17 protein-coding genes are annotated in these 17,507 nt (G+C 40.3%); 15 read left to right on the top strand and 2 right to left on the bottom strand.

Annotated elements, in window-relative coordinates; translation table 11 throughout:
• Positions 1–14: 14 nt before the first annotated feature.
• Positions 15–1,799: a glycoside hydrolase family 15 protein gene (locus MusilaSJ_RS03645; protein WP_274988712.1), complete on the bottom strand. Its 1,785-nt coding sequence runs from the start codon at positions 1,797–1,799 to the stop codon at positions 15–17.
• A 145-nt stretch (positions 1,800–1,944) separates the two neighbouring features.
• Here MusilaSJ_RS03645 and MusilaSJ_RS03640 point away from each other — a divergent pair, with 145 nt between their 5' ends.
• The 12 genes from MusilaSJ_RS03640 (at position 1,945) to MusilaSJ_RS03585 (ending at position 15,438) form a co-directional block, all read left to right on the top strand.
• Entirely contained in the window at positions 1,945–2,580 is a 636-nt protein-coding gene (locus MusilaSJ_RS03640) for a peroxiredoxin (protein ID WP_091207009.1), read from the top strand.
• A gap of 138 nt (positions 2,581–2,718) precedes the next feature.
• On the top strand, positions 2,719–2,916 hold the full coding sequence (locus MusilaSJ_RS03635; protein WP_090525558.1) for a cold-shock protein: 198 nt from the start codon (positions 2,719–2,721) through the stop codon (positions 2,914–2,916).
• 126 nt (positions 2,917–3,042) lie between these two features.
• Positions 3,043–4,275 (top strand): MFS transporter, encoded by a 1,233-nt coding sequence (locus MusilaSJ_RS03630; protein ID WP_274988711.1) that lies wholly within the window; start codon positions 3,043–3,045, stop codon positions 4,273–4,275.
• 284 nt (positions 4,276–4,559) lie between these two features.
• Positions 4,560–5,474 carry an oxygen-dependent coproporphyrinogen oxidase gene (hemF, locus tag MusilaSJ_RS03625; protein WP_274988710.1) on the top strand — a complete coding sequence of 305 codons (915 nt, stop codon included), beginning with the start codon at positions 4,560–4,562 and terminating at the stop codon, positions 5,472–5,474.
• Positions 5,475–5,565: 91 nt separating this feature from the next.
• Positions 5,566–5,964: a hypothetical protein gene (locus tag MusilaSJ_RS03620; RefSeq protein ID WP_274988709.1), complete on the top strand. Its 399-nt coding sequence runs from the start codon at positions 5,566–5,568 to the stop codon at positions 5,962–5,964.
• A 162-nt stretch (positions 5,965–6,126) separates the two neighbouring features.
• Positions 6,127–8,718, top strand: coding sequence for a DNA gyrase subunit A (gene gyrA, locus MusilaSJ_RS03615; protein ID WP_274988708.1), 2,592 nt, complete (start codon positions 6,127–6,129; stop codon positions 8,716–8,718).
• A 5-nt stretch (positions 8,719–8,723) separates the two neighbouring features.
• Positions 8,724–9,842, top strand: a complete 1,119-nt coding sequence (locus tag MusilaSJ_RS03610; RefSeq protein ID WP_274988707.1) for a tetratricopeptide repeat protein — start codon at positions 8,724–8,726, stop codon at positions 9,840–9,842.
• Positions 9,843–9,847: 5 nt separating this feature from the next.
• The gene (locus MusilaSJ_RS03605; RefSeq protein ID WP_274988706.1) at positions 9,848–11,110 is read left to right on the top strand and encodes a tetratricopeptide repeat protein; all 1,263 of its coding nucleotides are present in this window, start codon (positions 9,848–9,850) and stop codon (positions 11,108–11,110) included.
• A 492-nt stretch (positions 11,111–11,602) separates the two neighbouring features.
• Positions 11,603–12,463: a glycosyltransferase family 2 protein gene (locus tag MusilaSJ_RS03600; protein ID WP_274988705.1), complete on the top strand. Its 861-nt coding sequence runs from the start codon at positions 11,603–11,605 to the stop codon at positions 12,461–12,463.
• A gap of 171 nt (positions 12,464–12,634) precedes the next feature.
• Positions 12,635–13,723, top strand: coding sequence for a GNAT family N-acetyltransferase (locus MusilaSJ_RS03595; protein ID WP_274988704.1), 1,089 nt, complete (start codon positions 12,635–12,637; stop codon positions 13,721–13,723).
• An 8-nt stretch (positions 13,724–13,731) separates the two neighbouring features.
• On the top strand, positions 13,732–14,535 hold the full coding sequence (locus MusilaSJ_RS03590; protein WP_274988703.1) for a phytanoyl-CoA dioxygenase family protein: 804 nt from the start codon (positions 13,732–13,734) through the stop codon (positions 14,533–14,535).
• 108 nt (positions 14,536–14,643) lie between these two features.
• Entirely contained in the window at positions 14,644–15,438 is a 795-nt protein-coding gene (locus tag MusilaSJ_RS03585) for an SDR family NAD(P)-dependent oxidoreductase (RefSeq protein ID WP_274988702.1), read from the top strand.
• Positions 15,439–15,513: 75 nt separating this feature from the next.
• Here MusilaSJ_RS03585 and MusilaSJ_RS03580 read toward each other — a convergent pair whose 3' ends face one another.
• The gene (locus MusilaSJ_RS03580; RefSeq protein WP_274988701.1) at positions 15,514–15,708 is read right to left on the bottom strand and encodes a hypothetical protein; all 195 of its coding nucleotides are present in this window, start codon (positions 15,706–15,708) and stop codon (positions 15,514–15,516) included.
• Between the two features lie 173 nt (positions 15,709–15,881).
• Between MusilaSJ_RS03580 and MusilaSJ_RS03575 the strand changes: the two genes are divergently transcribed.
• Genes MusilaSJ_RS03575 through MusilaSJ_RS03565 form a run of 3 tightly spaced genes read left to right on the top strand, consistent with a single transcriptional unit; the run spans position 15,882 to position 17,472 of the window.
• The gene (locus MusilaSJ_RS03575) at positions 15,882–16,358 is read left to right on the top strand and encodes a DUF4442 domain-containing protein (protein WP_274988700.1); all 477 of its coding nucleotides are present in this window, start codon (positions 15,882–15,884) and stop codon (positions 16,356–16,358) included.
• Between the two features lie 9 nt (positions 16,359–16,367).
• A complete protein-coding gene (locus MusilaSJ_RS03570; RefSeq protein WP_274988699.1) occupies positions 16,368–16,826 on the top strand; it encodes a GNAT family N-acetyltransferase in 459 nt (152 codons plus the stop codon).
• Positions 16,827–16,839: 13 nt separating this feature from the next.
• Positions 16,840–17,472: an AlbA family DNA-binding domain-containing protein gene (locus MusilaSJ_RS03565; protein ID WP_274988698.1), complete on the top strand. Its 633-nt coding sequence runs from the start codon at positions 16,840–16,842 to the stop codon at positions 17,470–17,472.
• Positions 17,473–17,507 lie beyond the last annotated feature (35 nt).

Genomic DNA, 17,507 nt, shown 5'->3' with positions numbered 1-17,507 from the left:
AGAGAATATTAATCCTACAAAAATATCGGCCTGTCCAATTTCATGGCAATCCGGTACGCCGCGTTCATCAACCCCACATGACTGTAAGCCTGGGGGAAATTGCCCCATTGGCTTCCGTCGCGCTCATCAACATCTTCGCTAAAGAGCAACAGGTGATTGGAGTACTGCAATAGGTTGCCAAACTCGCGCTGGGCATCATCCAAACGGCCAACAGCAGCCAGCGCTTCTACATACCAAAATGCACAGATCAGGAAAGTAGTTTTAGGCTTACCAAAATCGTCTGTATATAAATACCTGTAAAATAATCCGTTAGGTGTCTTTAGCTCTTTTTCTAATGCAACTAAATGATCCTTCGCTTTCTGCGAATTTGGGTCAAGATAGTTCATCATAATCAATTGCAAAGTGCTGGCGTCAAGGTTACTGCTCCCGGCCGAGTTGGTGTAAACTTTGCGCACCGGGTCATAGCAGCTCTCGATATGCGCGGCCGCACGTTCTTTAAGAGAAATGGCCTTATCAATCATCTCCTGGTTTTGGATGGTACGCGCCATTTTTTCGGCAGCGGATGCGCCTGCCCATTGAAACAGGTTGCTGTAACAATGAATGTTGGCCATATTCCTGAACTCCCAAATGCCGGCATCTTTTTCATCAATGGTATGCTCTATCTTACTCAACAGGAACGCTATCCAGTGAACCGAATCTTTTCGTTCCGAAAAAACAAAACGATGATCGGTGTATAATGGGAGGAGGGAGATCAATACCTGGCCGTAGATGTCATTCTGAATGTGTTCGGATGCCTGGTTGCCAATCCGCACCGGCTGGTTGCCCATGTAGCCCGCTAAATCCGTTAAAATATTCTCCACAAGGTCCTTTTTACCGGTAATGCCATAAAGCGGCTGGTAGCGTTCCATTTCAGAGAAAGTGATATCGGTAACATAACCGAAATACTTTTCCATCTCCTCAAAATGGCCAATGTGGTTTAGCGCGGTTATTACGTAATAAGTATCGCGCAGCCAGCAATAACGATAATCCCAGTTGCGGCCGCTTCCCGGCGATTCGGGCAGGCTTGTGGTGCTCGCGGCGATAATGGCGCCGGTGTCTTCATACTGGTGTATTTTAAGGGCCAAAGCAGAGCGGATTACAAAAGGCTGAAAATAAGTGGCAATGGATGAGTGTTTGATCCATGTACGCCAGTACTGCACAGTTTCGGCCAAAAACCGATCAGCTGTGCTGATGAGCGGCGCTTCAAGCGGTTCGCCGTAGGTCATGGCCAGATACTTGGTTTCATTGAGTACAAAAGCCTGCCCATCAAAAACATAACTTATAGGGATATTGGTGGTAAGGCGAATACTTTCTTCGCCGCCCAGATATTGGATATGATTGCTGCCACGGTTTACACTCAATTTAACAGCACCATATTCAGATACCGGCGCGCATTTAACAATGATGCGCGGTGAGCCCTCAATAACCTCAATTTTCCTGATCAGCATTAATGGTTTATAATAACGCTGATGCTGGTAAAATCTTGGTGCAAAATCGGTTATGCGGTATTTGCCGCCGCTTGCAGGGCATATTTCAGTAATTAAAATATTGGTATTTTCCAGGTAATGTTGGTTGGTGGTGTATTCCCCTTCCGGACGGATCGAGAATTCGCCGCCCTTATCTTTATCAAGCAAGCCGCCAAAAATAAAGGTGCTGTCGAACCGGGGCCAGCACAGCCAGTCGACATTGGTGTTTTTATTAATATGGGCTAAAAAGGCGCAATTGCCAATTATACCGGTATCATAGGTGTGTTTACTCATAGATAGCTGTTATTAATTTCAAACTTCAACAACACAGCCTTTGTAATGTTGGCGTAAATAATATGATTATTTAAAGTTTGTTTGCATTTGTTTATGAATGTATAGTAACTTAGTCGTATTAAATTACCATAAAAAATCTATCATCATGAGTTTAAGACTGGGCGATAAAGCGCCAAACTTCAAAGCAAAAACATCAGAAGGCGAAATTGACTTTTACGAATATTTAGGGGATAGCTGGGGCGTGCTATTCTCGCACCCTGGCGATTATACACCTGTATGTACCACTGAACTTGGCAAAACTGCCGCTTTAAAAGATGAATTCACTAAACGCAATGTTAAAGTATTGGCACTTAGTGTTGACTCGGTTGAATCGCACCACGGCTGGATCCAGGACATTAACGAAACACAGGGTGTTGAAGTTAACTTTCCGATCATTGCCGATGAAGACCGCAAAATTTCTGAAGCTTATGATATGATCCACCCAAATGCTTCGGTAAATGCCACAGTGCGCTCATTGTTTATTATTGGCCCGGATAAAGCAGTTAAGCTGATCATCACTTACCCTGCATCAACCGGCCGTAACTTCCAGGAAATTTTAAGGGTTATTGACTCATTGCAGTTAACCGCCAATTACAGCGTGGCAACACCAGCCGACTGGAAAGAAGGGGAGGACGTGGTAGTAGTGCCGGCAATTAAAACTGAAGATATCCCTGCCAAATTTCCAAAGGGTTTTACAGCAGTTAAGCCCTATTTGCGCCTGACACCACAACCAAATAAATAATTTTATTTGGTTTATTTAATAATTTTATATATTTGAGGGAAGCAGGGTATCTATTCCTTCTGAACCAATAGCCTATTTTGTTTTCAGTTTGGTTTTAGTTGATCTTAACACGAATTTTTTATTACGATTATTATAATTATGAAAACTGGAAAAGTAAAATGGTTTAACACACAAAAAGGCTACGGCTTTATTATTACCGAAGAAGGTAAGGATCTTTTTGTACACTTTAAAGACGTGCAAGGCGGTGTAAATGCTATTAAGGATAATGACAGCGTCACGTATGATGTAGAAGAGGGAAGAAAAGGATTACAGGCAGTAAACGTTAAAAAAGCATAAAATATATAAAATTATTGAGCAAGATTTACTTACAAAACCTCTGTCATGACAGGGGTTTTTTTGTGCCGTTTTTTTTGTTTTTATCATCATAAATCCCCTACATTAGCCAACCAATTTTTACAAGCTATGACCGATGCTACCAACGCCAAAGCCACAAGGAACGCTGTTTTCTTAGTACTTGTTGCTTCCCTGGGCTATTTTGTTGATATATATGATCTCGTTATATTTTCGATTGTACGTGTTGACAGTCTCCGGGCAATAGGTATTCCAGAAATAGCTCTTAAGCCGCAAGGCGTATATGTTATTAACATACAGATGTTTGGGTTGCTGTTAGGAGGCCTTATATGGGGAATTATAGGCGATAAATTTGGCAGGATCAGGGTTTTATTTGGTTCGATACTTTTATACTCAATAGCAAACTTTGTAAACGGACTGGTACATGACATCAACACGTACGCCATTGTTCGTTTTATAGCCGGCATTGGTCTTGCGGGTGAATTAGGTGCAGGAATTACACTTGTGAGTGAAACGTTAAGCAAAGAGAAACGCGGTTATGGCACTATGATTGTTGCCGTAATTGGTTTATTTGGCGCGGTGGCCGCAGCCCAGGTGGCTCATTTAGGTTGGCGAAATGCTTACTTTGTTGGGGGCGGCCTTGGCATAGTTCTGTTGCTGTTAAGGTTAGGCACATTTGAATCAGGAATGTATAAAAATGTGGCCGAAAGCAATGTTTCCAAAGGTAATGTGTTGATGTTATTTAATGATCGTAAACGCTTTTTGAAATACTTATACTGCATTTTGATCGGTGCGCCGTTATGGTATGTGGTAGGTGTGCTTATTACTCAGGCAAAGGAATTTGGAACTGCACTCGGTGCCCCGCAGGAATTAAAAGCGGGTGCCGGCATCATGTACTCGTATATTGGGATAGCCATTGGTGATATTTTTGCAGGTTTGCTTGCACAGGTTACCAAATCAAGAAAGATTACCATGCTTGTATTCTTATTGCTTTCAATAGTTAGCGTAAGTGCTTATTTGAGCACAAAAGGAATAACCTCAGAGCAGTTTATATGGCTAAGCTTTTTTATGGGATGCACAGTTGGCTATTGGGCTACCTTTGTTACTATAGCGGCCGAGCAATTTGGCACAAACCTTCGGTCTACGGTAACCACTACCGTTCCTAACTTTGTACGTGGGGCACTTATCCCTATAAATACTGCATTTGATTTCTTTGCGAAAAAACATGGAATGATATCAGGGGGGTATATTATGATGGGCATACTTACAGTGATCGCACTATTCTCTTTAAGTCAGTTAAAAGAAACCTTCAGCAAAGATTTGAATTACGTAGAGATAAGTTAAAATCTCCGAGGTGTTCAATTTTTAAAAAAAACAGGTGTTCAAAAATGTTCCGTTTAACCCAATGTTAAAAACACAAGCATTGATTATCAGTTGTTTATGTTTTTGGTGTTAAAATAATGAACATCTAAATCATTGATTATCAATTGATTTGTTTTTACGGGGTGTTCACACCTAAAAAAGTTGAACACTTTCCACTATCGGCTGTAAATGCGGGTAGCTATGGGTTTCCGCGTTGAAAAAAGGCCTTCCGCTGCAATTCCCAAAATTCATTACTTTTACAGCCTATGATCAGCAAAGAACAAATAGCCGAAGATTATAAACAAATACAGAATGAGATCTGCACCGCACTTGAGCAATTAGATGGCGCCGCAAAATTTGAGGAGGAGATCTGGGAGCGCGAGGGCGGAGGCGGGGGGCGTACCCGGGTTATCCAGAACGGCAACATCCTTGAAAAGGGCGGGGTTAACTTTTCGGCGGTTCACGGTCATTTGCCCGATACCATGAAGCGTGCCCTGCAGGTTGAGCAGGATGATTTTTTTGCCACCGGTGTATCAATTGTGATCCACCCCAATCACCCGCTGGTACCTATCATCCACATGAATATCCGCTACTTTGAAATGCCATCAACCATGGGCGACAGCCAGAAACCGGTTCGCTGGTTTGGCGGGGGCATAGATCTAACGCCTCATTATGTAACAGAAGATGACGCCCGTTTTTTTCATGCCGGCCTAAAAGCTGTGTGTGATCAATACTATGCCGATTTTTACCCGCGGTTTAAAAAATGGGCTGATGATTACTTCTTCATCAAACACCGTAATGAAACCCGTGGAATAGGCGGCATATTTTACGACAGGCTTACCGCTAATGATGAGTTAAGCTGGGAAGATATCTTTGAGTTTTCAAAATCTGTTGGCCGCTCTTTTGCACCCTTATATACTGAGTTGGTTAACCGAAATCGCGATAAATCATTTACCGAAGCGCAACAGCTTTTCCAATACCAGCGCCGCAGCCGCTATGCAGAATTTAACCTGGTTTATGATGCCGGCACCAAATTCGGGCTCGAAACCAATGGCCGGATTGAATCAATATTAATGAGCCTGCCGCCTACGGCCAAATGGGTTTATGACTATCATCCGGTAACTGGCAGTGAAGAGGAAAAAACACTATCTTTACTAAAAAAAGGCATTAACTGGGCATAGGGAAAAGCTGAAAGCATAACGCCGAAAGCTAAAAGCCTGAAGAAAAAGCTTTCAGCGTTAAGCTTTAGGCTTTTAGCTAATAACATCACCAATGAAAAGATCTATTGTGCCGGTTATCGGTATTTTACTGTTATGTGCTTTCCGTTTTGATGATAGTCCGCTGAAAGGCATCTGGGAGTATCGCGGCGGAATAATTAACGGCAAACTTGATGCTGCCCCCACAGCTTATAAACTACAACGGGATTATGACAACGAGCACTACAAAGCGAGGGTAATAGAAGAGGGGGAAAAAACCCAGGTATATGAAAAAGGCGATTACCAGTTAAAAGAGGATACCTGTTTTGAAACGCAAACCTATTGTATGCAGGAGTCAAAACTGCTTAACAAAACCATAAAATACAACTACATAATCAGTAACGATACACTTAAACTGCTTTCGGTTTTGCCTAACGGCAACAAGGTTGAAGATTACTGGGTAAAGGTGAAATAACCCCGTATTAAAGTAACAAAATTGTTAAATCCGGGGCAATATGTTCCCCCGGTTTATTGTTACTAAGTTGGCGCAATCCCAAGTATTTTTTTAACTTCGCAGGTCGTTGAAAAATCAATTTTAACACGCAATTATAAGAGAAGGTTCTACAAATAATTAAAAATGGCTGAAGGAACAGAAAACGATAATTCACACGCAGAAGACAGGATAATTTCGATAAATATTGATGAGGAAATGCGATCGGCGTACATTGATTATTCAATGTCGGTGATTGTTTCCAGGGCGCTGCCCGATGTCCGCGATGGACTGAAACCGGTACACAGGCGCGTACTTTACGGTATGCTTGACCTGGGTTTAACCAACAACAAACCCTATAAAAAGTCTGCCCGTATTGTGGGTGAGGTAATGGGTAAATATCACCCTCACGGTGATAAATCGGTATATGATACGATGGTACGTATGGCCCAGGAGTGGAGCTTACGCTACCTGCTGGTTGAAGGCCAGGGTAACTACGGTTCTGTTGATGGTGACGAACCCGCGGCAATGCGTTATACAGAAGCACGCTTACAAAAGCTTGCTGAAGAGATGCTGGCCGATATCAACAAAGATACCATTGATTTTCAATTAAACTTTGACGACTCGCTACAGGAGCCAACAGTATTGCCATCTAAATTCCCTAACCTGTTGGTTAACGGAGCTTCGGGCATTGCTGTAGGTATGGCTACCAATATGGCACCGCACAATCTTTCGGAAGTTATTGATGCTACTATGGCATTAATTGATAACCGCCAGATAGAGGTTGCCGAGTTAATGAAATATGTAAAAGGCCCTGATTTCCCTACCGGCGGTATTATTTACGGCTACGATGGCCCTCGCGAAGCGCTTGAAACAGGCCGCGGCCGGGTTGTGATCCGCGCACGTGCGGAGATTGAAACCTATAATGGCGAACGCGAACGTATTGTTGTTAGCGAAATACCTTACCAGGTAAATAAAGCTTTAATGATTGAGCGTACTGCCGAACTGGTTAACGAAAAGAAACTGGAAGGCATTTCAGCTATTCGTGACGAATCAAGCCGTGAAGGGATCCGCATCGTTTATGAGATCAAACGTGACGCCAATGCGGCTATTGTATTAAACAACCTGTTTAAATATACGGCTCTCCAAACATCGTTCAGTGTAAACAACATTGCGCTGGTTAATGGCCGGCCAATGCTGCTTAACCTAAAAGACCTGATCCACCACTTTGTTGAGCACCGTCATGAGGTTGTTGTGCGCCGTACTAAATTTGAACTTAATGAAGCCGAAAAGCGTGCGCATATCCTTGAAGGTTTACTGATCGCTTTAGATCACCTTGATGAAGTAATCCGTCTGATCCGTGCTTCGCAAACGCCCGACGAGGCAAGGGAAGGCTTGATGAGCAGTTTCGGTTTAACCGATATCCAGGCACGTGCTATTCTTGACATGACCTTAAGGAGGCTAACAGGACTTGAACGTGATAAGATCAAAGACGAATATGCCGCTTTAATGAAACTCATCGAACACTTAAAAAATATCCTGAGCGACGAAGGCTTAAGGATGCAGATCATTAAGGATGAGTTATTGGAAGTTAAGGAGAAATATGGTGATGAGCGCCGTACCGAAATGGTTCACTCATCTGCAGAAATGCAAACCGAAGACTTTATTGAGGATGAGGATGTGGTAATCACCATCTCGCGCGAAGGTTACATTAAACGTACCCCGCTGACCGAATACCGCAGGCAAAGCAGGGGAGGTAAAGGCGCTATTGGTAGCAACAGCCGTGATGAGGATTTCATAGAGCACTTACTTATTGCCTCAAATCACAATTACATGTTGTTCTTTACCGAGTCGGGACAATGTTTCTGGCTCCGGGTATTTGAAATACCGGAAGGTACCCGTACCTCAAAAGGTCGCGCCATCCAAAATATTATCAATATTCCGAAAGAAGAGAATATCAAGGCCTACATTAAACTGATTTCGCTTAAAGATCAGAACTACCTTGAAAATAACTTCATTATCATGTGTACCAAGAAAGGTACCATCAAAAAAACTTCGCTTGAAGCTTATTCACGTCCGCGCTCAAACGGTATCAATGCTATTAACATCAACGAGGGCGACTCATTACTTGAAGCAAGCTTAACAAGTGGTAGCAGCGAAATTGTGATGGCACTTAAATCTGGCCGTGCTATCCGTTTCAACGAGTCGACAGTAAGGCCTATGGGACGTACCGCTACCGGTGTTCGTGGTATTACGCTTGATGACGAGAACGATGAGGTAGTTGGCATGATAGCAATTGATGACGCTGAAACAACCGTATTGGTGGTATCAGAAAAGGGATACGGTAAACGTACCGACATTGAAGACTATCGTGTTACAAACCGTGGTGGTAAAGGTGTAAAAACATTAAATATTACTGAAAAAACCGGAAACCTTGTTGCCATAAAAGGTGTTACAGATAAGGAAGACCTGATGATCATTAACAAGTCAGGTATTATTATCCGTATAGCTGTAAGCGAATTAAGAGTGATGGGCCGTGCAACACAGGGTGTAAGGCTGATAACGCTTAAAAACAACGATGAGATAGCTTCAGTAGCCAAAATTGAGCATGATGAGGATGAGGAAGTAAAAGAAGGTGATGAAAATGCAGAAGGCTCTGATACCACAGCCGAAAATACAGGCGGTGATGATACAGCTGAAAATGGTGCAGAACCATCAACTGACGATACAACAGAATAATAAATATGCACTACCGCAAGATCATTTTATCGGTTTTAATTACAAGCTTTACTACAACTTTTGCCTTCGCACAAAAAGAAGCGCTGAAAGTTGTAGTAAATAACCTGGCTTTTTATAAACAGAAAAACGACCTGAAATACTTGGCCGCGGCCAAAAAATCTGCAGATAGTTTGATCATTACGAAGTCGGACACGGCTGATATCGAAAAAAACCTTTACCGGGCTATTGTAAATTCAAGCATCCTGTATATTGATTCGTTAAACAAGCTCGGGATGCCTGCAGATATGCTCGACAAAACAACCAAACTGGTTGATCGGCTATCGGGTATGAACAAAATTTTCAAGTACCAGTCAGAACTTGATTATACCAGGCGCTGCCTGGCAAACGTTTATATCCGAAAGGGGTTTGATGCGGTAAATAATTCAGATTTCGCCAACGCCAAAACTTCGTTTGAAAACGCGAAAAAGTATGCACCGGCGATGAATCAGATCAATACCTATATCGCTTTCGCAAACAATAAAGCCGGTAATTTGCAGGATGCCGCTGTGTATTATAGCAATATGCTCAAGGTTGACAGTGCACGTACTGAATATATTGAAACAGCATCAAATATCTATAAATCATTGGGGGATACGGCCAAGGCTTTACAGATTCTTCAAAAAGGGAGAAAAATCTTGCCTAATGACAGATTTTTATTGCTTGATGAAGCCAATATCTATAATAATAAAAAAAATTACAAAGCCTTAGAGCCCCTAATTGGCCCCCTGCTTGATATTAATGCAAATAACGCCGATATTGCATTTGTTGCAGCTAATTGCTACGATCATTTAGATAAATTTGATCAGGCAGAATCTCTTTACTTACACGCCATTGAACTAAGCGGAACATATTTTGATCCGGTATTTAATTTGGGGTTATTGTATTTAAAGCAAAGCACAACTTCGAAAGGGGAGAGGAGCATTCAGGACCTGGGGCGGGCTATTCAATGGCTTGAAAAGGCCAATGAAATATCACCGAATAATGTAAACAGCCTGCAGGCTTTGCAGTTGGCATACGCAAAAACCAATAACCAGGATCAGTTAGACAAAATAAACAATAAACTAAAACAGTTAACCAATCAATAATAATCATGAAAATCAAACTTTTGATGGCGGGCCTGTTAGGCTTGGTTTCAGCAACAGCTTTTGCACAGAAAGGCGAGTTAAATACCGCAAAAGAAGAATATGAAAAATATTCGGGCTTAAGGGGCCAGCCGGCAATGGCAGCAATGGCAAGCAAAAGCCTCACTACTGCAAAAGAATCAATTGACAAAGCTTCAGCCAATGAAAAAACCGCTACTTTACCGCTTACTTACGCTGTAAAAGGTTCAATTTATTCAGCGTTAGCTGTTCAGGATACTGTACCCGCTACTTCATTGCCTTTGTTTACCACAGCCGAAGAAGCCTTGAAAAAAGCTAAAGAAGCTGACACTAAAGGTGAAAATAAAAAAATGATTGATGAGGCATACTTAAATCTGGCTCAATATCAATTAACTAAAGGTGTAAAAGAATATTCGTCCGGTAAATATGATCTTGCTTACAAATCATTTGACTTTTACCGCACCGTATTACCAGAAGATACCAATGCCATTTATTACACCGGTCTTGCAGCTGCAAACGGAAAAAATTATCCGGCTGCAATTTCAAACTACAGCAAACTGGTAACTACAAAATATTCAAAAAATGCCGGGGTTTACCTTGATCTTTCATCCTTGTACCTTGCCAGTAAAGATACGGCAGGCGCACTTAAGGCAGTATCTGAGGGTGTAACTAAATATCCTGCAAACAGCGAGCTGCGTAAACGTGAAATTGAAATTAGTCTGCAAACAGGGAAAGAGAAAGAAGTTACCGATAAGATCCAGGCAGCTTTAGCCAATGATCCTAAAAACAAAACTTTGTATTACTATGCAGGTCTAACTTATTCACAAACAGCCGATAATTACGCAAAAGAAGCGGGTGCAACTAAAGATGCTGCTGCAAAAGCGAAACTGCAAGCCTCAAAAGCAGAGGCTTATGTTAAAGCTGGTGAAATGTATAAGAAAGCATTAGAAATTGATCCTAATTATTTTGAAGCTAATTTAAACTATGGCTATGTAATACTTAACCCAGCCATTGACGCTTATAATGCTGCTAATAAATTGCCTGCTAACAAACAAAAAGAATACGATGCTGCTATTGCCAAAGCTAAAGCTCAGTTTGAACAAGCGAAACCATATTTGGTAAAAGCTGTTGAACTTCAGCCAAAATCAATTGACGCATTGCAAAATTTAAGAACCTATTATTTAGGTGTTAAAGATGATGCGAATGCTTCAAAATTAAAAGCCCAGATTGATGCATTACCAGCCAATCAATAATTAGATAAGATAAAATAATATAAAAAGGGAAGGTCTTGAAAAGGCCTTTCTTTTTAAAACATTATTTAACATAATGTTAATTATAGGAATTATTTTTGAGGCAATTTTGACGCACTGAAGTACCCGAGCCTATGCCGGATTGCACGGATGCACACCTGATATTTACAGCCATTCACATGAGTGTAAACTAAATAAAAAAGTAGTTTACAATTTGGGAGTCAATAAAGTGCTGTTGACTGCTATTGGATGTGGAATAAATATATTTGACATAGCAAAATGCTGTATTAGCCGACTCGGAATTATTTAATTTTTTGATCGAAACTCAACTGAAAAAACCTATTTGACACAATAGACTTTTTCGATTAAATAAATAATGTGAGTCATATGGCGAAGCATTGCACAATCTCCAAACGTATGCATGGTTCGGCATTTATCAAATGCCATTTCATCGGGAAACCACTTAATAAGCCTATAAATAAATTTACTTTTTATATGATAACAGATCAGAACTTGATGGTTAGCGTTTGCTGTACTACTTATAACCATAAAGATTTTATCAGTCAAACTATTGAAAGCTTTCTGATGCAGGAAACTAACTTTCGATATGAAATTGTTATTGGTGATGATTGCTCAACCGACGGCACAACTGAAATATTGAGATCATACAAGGAAAAATACCCGGATAAGATTAAGATAATTTACCCGGAAAAAAATCGTGGTGCTCATTTAAACGCAATTAATACTATCAAAGCATGTGAAGGAAAATACATTGCGCTTTGTGATGGAGACGACTACTGGACGAGCCCAAAAAAGCTGCAAAAGCAAGTGGATTTTTTGGAAAATAACCCGGAATATATTATTTGCTGTCACTACACGCGGGTAATTGACATCCATAACAATACACTGAATATCGATCCCAACCCGGTACCGCTTGAGTATACTTATCACGATTTGTTGATTGGCAAGCAGGTAGAAACCAAAACGGCTACTGTTGTTTATCATAATATTCCTGAGGTACACGAATTATTTGAAAAACAATGGTATATGAGCTGTTATGCAGCTGATAAATTTTTTAAGATCTTCGCAACCTTTAATACAGGGCGTAAAATATATGTAATTCCCGAGGTAATGAGTTGTTATCGCAATCATGTTGGAGGCATTTGGAGCATGATAAGGAATGAAGCTCGTATGGAAATGGTTATCAGTGATTTTAACCTGATCATCAGGCGTTTTCATTATCGCGGCATGCAAAAGAAAATGCTGCTGCTGTTGTATCTTAAAAGATATATACTATTTGAATTAGGACGTTTTCGGTTACGTAAAGCTTTTGATACAATAAAATACCTGCTTTAAACTAAATTTATAGGTTCTTCTTCCCAATACTTTAATTTGTGCTTTTTATCACAGCATTTGAATGTTTTTTTAACGTGTCAACTGGCCAATAACTGCTGTTGATTGCTCTCTATCTCCTGCCCTCCCCGGCATGTAGTCAATAATCATTGTATATAATAAAGAGATTCACTTATGAATTATCGAAGTGTCACCATACGTAACAGAAAAGATTGGGACGAATATATAAGCCGGTCATATGCGCACGAGGGGTTTCACACCTGGTATTATCATTCTTTAAATACCGAGGGAGAACCACTTTTGTTTGTTTATGAAGAAAAGGAACTCTTCATTGCGTTACCGGTAATTAAAAGAAAAATCGAAAACTCCGAATGCTTCGATATGACTTGTGTATATGGTTATTCAGGGCCCATATCCAACATTTACCTTACCAATTTGTCGGTCTCAACCATCATGCAGTTTAAAAATGCATTTATAAATTTCATGAAGGAAGAGTCGGCCATTTGCATTTTTTCAAGATTGCACCCATTTCTTAATCAGCATCATTTGTTAGAGAACATTGGCGGTATAAAGGATAATGGAACAACATTATACGTTGACCTCTCTATATCTGTGGAAGACCAGCAAAACGGGTATGATAAAAGGCTTGGTCGCCAAATAAGAAGCCTTCGGAAAATGGGCTTCGTTATCAGGGAGGCAGGTACGGTTCAGGAAATTGAAGATTTTGCCGAAATGTATTATAAAAATATGGATCGGTTGAAAGCTTCATCCAATTACTATTTTGATGTCCAGTATTTCCTCAATCTTCTTAATGAAGAGTACATGAAAAACAAACTCATTTTAATATACGATGGGCCCAACCTCATGTGTGGAGCGCTCATTTTATTGTCTGATAACATTGTCCGGAATCATCTTTCGGCTACATCACCAGATTACCTGAACATCTCTCCGAGTAAATTATTAACGGATGAAATAAGCATGATAGGCAGAAGATTAGGAAAAAAGATCTTTCACCTTGGAGGCGGCGTTGGCGGAAAGGAAGACTCGCTTTTCAATTTCAAAAAGCTTTTCTCCAACTTACAGATAAAAGACCGGATCTGGTGCTATATCAATGATGAATCTGCATATAACGAGCTTGTTTTAAAATCAGGTATGGATCCTAACCCTGAAATTAAATTCTTCCCTTTATATCGTCATCCCAACAAAAAAAACCAGGCAGCTACCTCTGAACCAGAAACCACCACAATTGAAAACCTTAATTAATTACAAAAATGAACAACAAGTTTAACTATCCTGATGCTGACCTTGCCATATTTGACCGGGTAATGGATGAATATGGATGGATTATATACGAAAATGCTCTGGATGATGCCTTCATTAACGAAATAACAGATTCATTGTTACCCGCGTACGATGTCAGGCGTAAAATTCAAATTGCAAATGGCATAGGCGATAACATGAATGGAACGCTGCACCATCTTGTTGAACGGGAAAGATTTTCACTGAAGTTTCTTGAACGAAAATATTGTACAGATCAGATAACGCATTTTTTAAAAGGAAATTATATTATAAACTCCCTGGGCGCGGTCATCAACTTAAAAGATGAAAAGCCCTATGTTCAAAATATCCATCGCGATATAAGAAGTTTTACCGGCGATTTTAAAGTAATGATCCAGATGATGATAACATTGGATGATTTTACTCTTGAAAACGGCTCAACTTATTTTTTGTCAGGTTCGCATAAAAGTGAGGAAAAACCAGAGAGTGATTTTTTTTACAAAAATGCAGATCGCGCCAATACAAAAAGAGGCAGCATTATCTTATTTGACTCCAATTTGTGGCATGCGGCTGGTAAAAATTACACTGATGCAACAAGGCGGACATTAACCATGGCATTTACTAAGCCCTTTTTTAAACAACAGCTCGATTATCCAAGATTTTTGGGATATGAATTTGGCGAAGGGCTAAGTGATGACCTAAGGCAAGTTTTGGGTTATAAATCCCGGGTACCGGAAAACTTAAACGAATATTATCAACCCGTTGAAAAAAGAATGTACCAGCCAGGCCAGGGTTAAATTCGAAATTTGGCATCTATTGTCAATGCTGTTTAATCTTTGATTTTAAAATCTGCTTTAAGCTAACAACAGTATTACACTTGTGTTATTAAAGCAAAAATTAAAATCATGGACCTTAAACTTAATGATAAAACAGCGCTTGTAACCGGATCAACAGCCGGCATTGGCCATGCTATTGCAAAAGCATTAGCCAACGAGGGCACTACGGTATACCTAAACGGCCGTAACCAAGCCAAAGTTGATGAGGTTGTAAAAAAATTGACCGCAGAAACCGGCAATAATAAAATTTACGGCCTTGCTGCTGACTTTTCAAATGTCCGGCAAATTGAAGCGCTCATAACCCAACTGCCTGAAGTTGATATCCTGGTAAACAATGTTGGTATTTTTGAGCCCAGGCCATTTGCTGAAATTACTGATGCCGACTGGCTGAATTTTTTTGAAGTTAATGTGTTAAGCGGGGTACGTTTGTCGAGGGCCTATTTTGACAAAATGATCAGTAAAAATTGGGGACGTATCATTTTTATATCCAGCGAATCGGCATATCAGATCCCCGAAGAAATGATCCATTATGGCACGACTAAAACGGCTCAAATTGCAGTAGCACGCGGCCTGGCCGAACTTACTAAAAGTACCGGTGTTACGGTTAATACTGTTTTACCGGGGCCAACTTTATCTGAAGGTGTTGGCGACTTTATAGGGGCTTTGGCCAAAGAGCAGGGCTTAACTAATACAGAGGTAGAAAAAGAATTTTTTACCAATATGCGCGGCACATCGTTAATAAAGCGTTTTATTACAACAGATGAAATTGCAAGTATGGTTACTTATATTGCGAGTCCGTTGTCGGCAGCAACCAACGGCGCAACTTTACGGGCCGATGGCGGTGTCATAAAAACGGCATTCTAAAATTTAAAAGAAAAAAGCATAAAAAATCCCGGTTTGGTGAAATACCCAAACCGGGATTTTTTATGCTTTACTAAATTACAAGTTCTTGGTAGTATCTTTTTTGGCCGTATCGGTTTTAGCCGTGTCTGCAGCTGCCGGCGCCGGTGCACTTGTCGAATCCATCTTTGTACTATCAGATCCATCGCTTGCTTTTTTTTCAGAGCTGCAGCTGGTAGCAATGGCGCCGATCATTGCCGCGACAAGGGCGAAACTTAAAAATTGCTTTTTCATAGTTATTGCTTTTGATTAAATGATCAATGTATGTTGAACCATACTATAAACCAAACTTTGGGTTTATTGTTTACCGGTTAGCGGGAATTGTATCATCTTTTTATTTTTTAACATGGCCTCATTTGATCCACATTTACTGTCCATTGTTTAATTTTTTCCGATATTTAAGCGCTATGGTAGTATCCGAAGGATTATTAAAGTGGGTAATGCGTTTCTACCCTCCCCTCCTTTTCCAGCGCGTTTGGGTAGTTAAATTCAACAAAGGGTACCGCGGCGTTGAAGTAAGGATCAGGAAAAGTTTCCTTAATAAAAACTATAATAACTCGATTTTCGGCGGTACACTTTTTTCGGCTGCCGATCCTTTTTATCCTATACTCTTTTATCAAATATTTAGTCACAAAGGCTATAAACTAATGGTTTGGTCAAAATCAGCAACGGTAAAATATGCAAAGCCGGCAGCATCAAATTTATTTTTTCATATTAAGCTGACTGATAGCGACATAGCTAATGCCGAACATATTTTAAATACCACTGGTAAATTTATTCGCTTCTTCCCTATTGACATTTACAATAAAGATGGCGAAATATGCGTATCCCTCATGATAGAGGTTTATGTACGAAACTTAAACTTTATTGACGCTACTAAATAATTTATGCTGATGACTGTAATTATGAATGACGAAGCTTTTGAAAAAAAAGGCTTTAAAATCTCAACCGATAAAAACCTGCTTAACGTTGATGTTATTTATGATTACCTGAATAATGAATCATACTGGGCAAAAGGCATTCCCCGGCAAAAAATGGCAAAAGCCATCGAAAACTCCATGTGTTTTGGTATTTATCTAAACCATGAACAGGTTGGCTTTGCGCGCGTGGTTTCTGATAATGCTACGTTTGCCTATATCTGCGATGTATTTGTCCTGCCTGTTTATCGTGGTAAAGGCCTTTCTAAATGGTTGATACAAACAATTGTTAAGCATCCGGATTTGAAAGGTTTAAGAAGATGGTCGTTAGCTACATTGGATGCGCATAACTTGTATAATCAATTTGGTTTTTCGCCACTCTCCCGTCCCGAAAACTGGATGGAAATTTTTACACCATATATTAAGCCCCAATAATAATCAAAAGGCTATGAACAAAACAAACGTTAAGAAGCTGATTTTTGAAGGTGAAGGCGTTACTGTCGATTTTAAAAAAACGATAACCAGCTGCGAAAAAATAGCCCGGACGATGGTATCATTTGCTAACAACAAAGGCGGCAAATTACTTATTGGGGTTACTGATGACGGAACGATAAAAGGTGTAAAATCTGACGACGAAGAAAGGTACATGATAACAAAGGCAGCTCATTTGTTTTCGAGGCCAGCACTTGAACCTATTTTTGAAGAGGTGTATTTTGATGATAAATTGGTACTCGTTGTAGAAATCGTCTCAAGCGAGCTAAAACCTCATTATGCTCTCGCCGAAGATGGTAAATGGTGGGCTTATGTACGTGTAAAAGATAAAAGTGTACTGGCCAGTAAAATTGTGCTGGAGGTTTTAAAACGCTCATCAAATGATCAGGGTGTTTTAATTGAGTATTCTGAAAATGAAAGCACCCTGCTTGGCCATTTGGAAAAGGCAGGCCGCATTACCATAAAAGAGTGCAGCGAACTGCTTAAAGTTGGGCGCAGACGAGCGCAAAACGTACTTGTTGACCTGATATTATCAGGCCTGATCAAGATCAACACAACCGAAAAGGAAGAATATTATACAGCCTGCTGACTTTTCTGTTTGCCCGAATTGTTACTTTTGCGCTC

This window comes from Mucilaginibacter sp. SJ (assembly GCF_028993635.1).
GTDB lineage: Bacteria > Bacteroidota > Bacteroidia > Sphingobacteriales > Sphingobacteriaceae > Mucilaginibacter.
Note: the sequence above shows the minus strand (reverse complement) of the source record. Positions and strands in the feature narration are given on the sequence as shown.

Coding starts and splice junctions, on each gene's coding strand:
- MusilaSJ_RS03645 (WP_274988712.1), bottom strand. CDS start 1,799: ATGAGTAAACACACCTATGATACCGGTATAATTGGCAATTGCGCCTTT.
- MusilaSJ_RS03600 (WP_274988705.1), top strand. CDS start 11,603: ATGATAACAGATCAGAACTTGATGGTTAGCGTTTGCTGTACTACTTAT.
- hemF (WP_274988710.1), top strand. CDS start 4,560: ATGATCAGCAAAGAACAAATAGCCGAAGATTATAAACAAATACAGAAT.
- MusilaSJ_RS03565 (WP_274988698.1), top strand. CDS start 16,840: ATGAACAAAACAAACGTTAAGAAGCTGATTTTTGAAGGTGAAGGCGTT.
- MusilaSJ_RS03605 (WP_274988706.1), top strand. CDS start 9,848: ATGAAAATCAAACTTTTGATGGCGGGCCTGTTAGGCTTGGTTTCAGCA.
- MusilaSJ_RS03620 (WP_274988709.1), top strand. CDS start 5,566: ATGAAAAGATCTATTGTGCCGGTTATCGGTATTTTACTGTTATGTGCT.
- MusilaSJ_RS03570 (WP_274988699.1), top strand. CDS start 16,368: ATGACTGTAATTATGAATGACGAAGCTTTTGAAAAAAAAGGCTTTAAA.
- gyrA (WP_274988708.1), top strand. CDS start 6,127: ATGGCTGAAGGAACAGAAAACGATAATTCACACGCAGAAGACAGGATA.
- MusilaSJ_RS03630 (WP_274988711.1), top strand. CDS start 3,043: ATGACCGATGCTACCAACGCCAAAGCCACAAGGAACGCTGTTTTCTTA.
- MusilaSJ_RS03585 (WP_274988702.1), top strand. CDS start 14,644: ATGGACCTTAAACTTAATGATAAAACAGCGCTTGTAACCGGATCAACA.
- MusilaSJ_RS03635 (WP_090525558.1), top strand. CDS start 2,719: ATGAAAACTGGAAAAGTAAAATGGTTTAACACACAAAAAGGCTACGGC.
- MusilaSJ_RS03640 (WP_091207009.1), top strand. CDS start 1,945: ATGAGTTTAAGACTGGGCGATAAAGCGCCAAACTTCAAAGCAAAAACA.
- MusilaSJ_RS03595 (WP_274988704.1), top strand. CDS start 12,635: ATGAATTATCGAAGTGTCACCATACGTAACAGAAAAGATTGGGACGAA.
- MusilaSJ_RS03580 (WP_274988701.1), bottom strand. CDS start 15,708: ATGAAAAAGCAATTTTTAAGTTTCGCCCTTGTCGCGGCAATGATCGGC.
- MusilaSJ_RS03610 (WP_274988707.1), top strand. CDS start 8,724: ATGCACTACCGCAAGATCATTTTATCGGTTTTAATTACAAGCTTTACT.
- MusilaSJ_RS03575 (WP_274988700.1), top strand. CDS start 15,882: ATGGTAGTATCCGAAGGATTATTAAAGTGGGTAATGCGTTTCTACCCT.
- MusilaSJ_RS03590 (WP_274988703.1), top strand. CDS start 13,732: ATGAACAACAAGTTTAACTATCCTGATGCTGACCTTGCCATATTTGAC.